This window comes from Streptomyces sp. NPDC050743, from assembly GCF_044456925.1.
Classification (GTDB): domain Bacteria; phylum Actinomycetota; class Actinomycetes; order Streptomycetales; family Streptomycetaceae; genus Streptomyces.
In genome coordinates this window covers 1-3,469 of sequence record NZ_JBITGJ010000263.1, presented here as the reverse complement: position 1 = coordinate 3,469, position 3,469 = coordinate 1, and the positions used below count along the sequence as shown (strand labels likewise).

Genomic DNA, 3,469 nt, shown 5'->3' with positions numbered 1-3,469 from the left:
GTTCCGCAACGCTACGAACCAGCGGCTACGCACACGCTGCGTCACCACCCGCCGAGCCCGCGGATACCTCCGCACCGCTCAACTTTGAAGACCCCGCTTGACCGGCCATTGAGATTCAAGGAGCTCCGGAACAGAAAGCAACACGTCGATGATCTGAGACCCATGGTTGGCCGCATATCATGCACAGCAGCTCCAAGCTGTGTGGACGGATGTTCTGCTTTTGGCCGAGTGCTTGAGGTTGACAGGTACTCATGGCGCTTATTGGCTATGCGCTATTTGCCCACCGACGCGTCATGCCGAGATTTTGTTTGCCAGCCTGTTAGTGTCTCGTGATCGCTTCGGTGCCATCTCCGGTGAAGTGTAAGCAGCTTGCTGATCAGTGCACTTGACTAGAGCACATGGGACACGAACAGCATCGAGAGACGCTAGATTGGGTACTTCCGTGTCGCAACCATCGTCATCTGCACCGGTGGCTCCGCCGCCCGGACTCACCGCGCCCGACCCCGCGCCGCTCGGCCTCATCGCGTTCAGCTTGGCAAACATTATCCAGAGCTTCTTCAATGCTGGCGTGAACCCGGCTCTCTTCCCGGCCGCGTTCCCGCTCGAGTTCCTCGTGGGCGGCCTTGTCCAGATGATCGCTGGAATCTTCGAGTTCAGGCAGGGCAGCAGGCTCGGAGCCACCGCGTTCACCGTGTTGGGCGCGTTCTGGCTGTGCTTCGTGATCTATGCCAAATACATCGTCGTCACTCTGCCCGTGGAACAGGCCCACACAGGGACGGGTCTGTTTCTGCTGCCGTGGGCAGTGGTCCTCTTGGTGCTCACGCTTGCGGCAGCGAGAACGACAGCCGTGCTCCTGGCCGCGTTCGTCTCCACCACAGTCACCGTCTCTGTGCTCACCGCAGGCGAGTTCGTTCAATCCAACGCACTGATCAGGGTCGGAGGCGGCTTCGGCTTCCTCACCGCAGCACTTGGCCTCTACGGCGCGTTCGCGGGCCTCGTCAACGGGACCTGGGGTCGGCACCTGATCCCCACCTACCCCGACCCCGGCAAACGCCTCGAGCGCCTTGCCCGCGACAAGCCACGCCCCACCTCGGTCACCTCATCCGCCGCGGAGCACCCTGAGCCTTCCAGTTGAACTACGGTCTGATCCGTCGAGACGCTGCCCGCCCGGGGCCGGAGATGCCGAGTCCTGGCAGGGGAGAGCGACCGACCGCAAGGGTTCCCAACTGGCTTGTGCCTGGCCGGATCCCTCAGCCGTGAGCGTGGTGACAGCCTCGGACTGCCGATGGGGGTTCCTGGCCCGCTCCGGGCTGGCCGGGTGCTGCTGACATACCGCAGTCGCCGACGTCCTCGGCTCATGACCCTCACCGGCCCGGTGAAGCAGACACCGCTTCGGTGGGCGCCGAGCTGCCGGGGCCGCTGGGGCCTCCACCGCTCGCCGCCGGTCAGCGTGCGCTCCGCAGGCCTGTCACGGCCCCGGTATCAGCGGAGCAAGCAACTCCGTTTCCTGGTCGGTGCGTTCATGGTGGTCGACCACCACCATGAACCATCAACCGACCACCTTTGAAGGCGGACCTTAAGTGAGAGCCTGGTACAGGGCATCCAGGCCGTCGCGGTAGATGCCCGCGAAGAGGTCAACCACCTCATTCTCGGTCGCACCCTCGGGCGTGAATCGGCCTGACCACTGCACTTCGCAGATGCCGTCGTCGCCGATCACCGAGTGCACTCGTAGGGTCGAGACATATCCGACGACCGGGAATGGCGCTTGGAGAATGGTGTAGCTGTAGTGTCGCTCCACCTCATTGAAGTCGACGAGGCGTTCGACGATGACGCTTCCGTCGGCGTCAGTCAGCCGGCGGACGCGACCTCCTTCCAGCAGTGTGCTCTCGGGGATGTAGGGCAGCCAGTCGGGCAGGGACCCGAAGCCGCCGATGGTGTCCCATACGCTGGCGGAGGTGGCCGGGATGATCCGGCTCACAGAGGTCGATGCCATGAGGTTCCTTCGGGTTTGGTCGATTGCTGTGGTGGGTGTGGGTGTCGCCGCCTGTGACTCAGACGCCGCCGGGCAGCGGTGCACACGAGCTGACCAGGCCGCTTCCCCGGAGCTCTCGCCAGAAGTCTGACGGGACGGGCTCGTCGAGCGCGGCGAGGTCCTCGGCGATCCGGCTCGGCTTGGTGGCGCCGGGGATGACGGCGGCGGTCACGGGGTGGGCGAGCGAGAACTGCAGGGCCGCGGCCTTGATGCTCACCCCATGCCGTGCGGCGAGTACCTTGATGCGGCGGACCTTCTCCAGGATCTCCGAGGGCGGATCCCCGTACTCGAAGTGGGTTCCGCCAGCGAGGATGCCCGAGCTGTACGGGCCCCCGACGACCATACCGACGCCCTGCTCGGCCGCAGTCGGCAGCAGCCGCTGGAGGGCGTGGGCGTGGTCCAACAGCGTGTAGCGGCCGGCCAGGAGGAATCCGTCGGGCTGCGGCTCGTCCAGCGCCAGCGTCAGCTCGACGGGCTCGGTGCGGTTGACGCCCAGCCCCCACGCCTTGATGACGCCCTCGTCGCGCAGCCGGGACAGGACCCGGAAGGCCCCGGTGCGGGCCTCCTCGAACTTCTGCAGCCAGCTGTCACCGTAGAAGTCCTGAGCGATGTCATGCACCCACACGATGTCCAGGCGGTCGACGCCGAGCCGCTTCAGGCTGTCCTCGATGGAGCGCTCGGTGGCTCGGGCCGTCCACTCGTGAAGGATCTTGTTGGGCCGGCCATGCTCGAACAGAGCGCCCTTCTCCCCCAGGTCACGGGCTCCGCTCTCCACCTCGTCCAGGATGACGCGGCCGACCTTGGTCGACAGCACGAAGGTATCGCGAGGCTTGCTGGACAGCAGGCCACCGAGCCGGATTTCCGCCAGGCCCGCTCCGTAGAGCGGGGCCGTGTCGTAGTAGCGGATGCCGTGGTCCCAGGCGGCGTTCAAGGTTGCGGCTACCTCGTCGTCAGGGACAGCGCGGAACATGTTGCCCATCGGCGCGGTTCCGAAGCCGATGCGTGTGGGGAGTAGCTGACGGAGATTCACGGTGGTGTTCCCTTCTTTTCGCGGTTTGAGGCTTGGGAGCGTCAGCCTGGCCGCCCACAGCGTTGGCGGTCGCCGGGCCGGGGACTACCGCACACCGGCTTGAGAAGGTGACGGTCAAGGCGTGAATGCCTGCGGGGGTCTTCTGGCGGACCGTGCCGCACAACGCCTTGACGCCGCATTTGTCTGGGTTGACGCTGTCCGAACAAGCGCGCCCGCGCCTGGAACGCGGACGGGCGATCTTTCTTGTACCGCCGGCGGCGCAGCGTCCCCTGGCAGTGCCTGCCGCTGACCCGCTATGGCGCGGGCCCACAGCCAACGTCGTTCGATTAGATGATCTTGATCGGGTAGAGTGCCTGTCTCGTGCCGAGTGATCATGTTGCTGGTGGGAGCTACCCGGAGCGGGTTCG

General features: G+C 65.5%; 3 protein-coding genes. 1 reads left to right on the top strand and 2 read right to left on the bottom strand.

The window, feature by feature from the left end; translation table 11 throughout:
• The first annotated feature begins 469 nt into the window (after positions 1–469).
• A complete protein-coding gene (locus ACIBJF_RS52655; RefSeq protein ID WP_399185000.1) occupies positions 470–1,135 on the top strand; it encodes an acetate uptake transporter in 666 nt (221 codons plus the stop codon).
• A gap of 441 nt (positions 1,136–1,576) precedes the next feature.
• Here the strand turns inward: ACIBJF_RS52655 and ACIBJF_RS52650 are convergent, their stop codons facing one another.
• Together ACIBJF_RS52650 and ACIBJF_RS52645 are read right to left on the bottom strand one after the other, a co-directional pair.
• On the bottom strand, positions 1,577–1,993 hold the full coding sequence (locus ACIBJF_RS52650) for an SRPBCC family protein (RefSeq protein ID WP_399184999.1): 417 nt from the start codon (positions 1,991–1,993) through the stop codon (positions 1,577–1,579).
• 58 nt (positions 1,994–2,051) lie between these two features.
• Positions 2,052–3,062 (bottom strand): aldo/keto reductase, encoded by a 1,011-nt coding sequence (locus ACIBJF_RS52645; RefSeq protein WP_399184998.1) that lies wholly within the window; start codon positions 3,060–3,062, stop codon positions 2,052–2,054.
• Between the last annotated feature and the right edge of the window lie 407 nt (positions 3,063–3,469).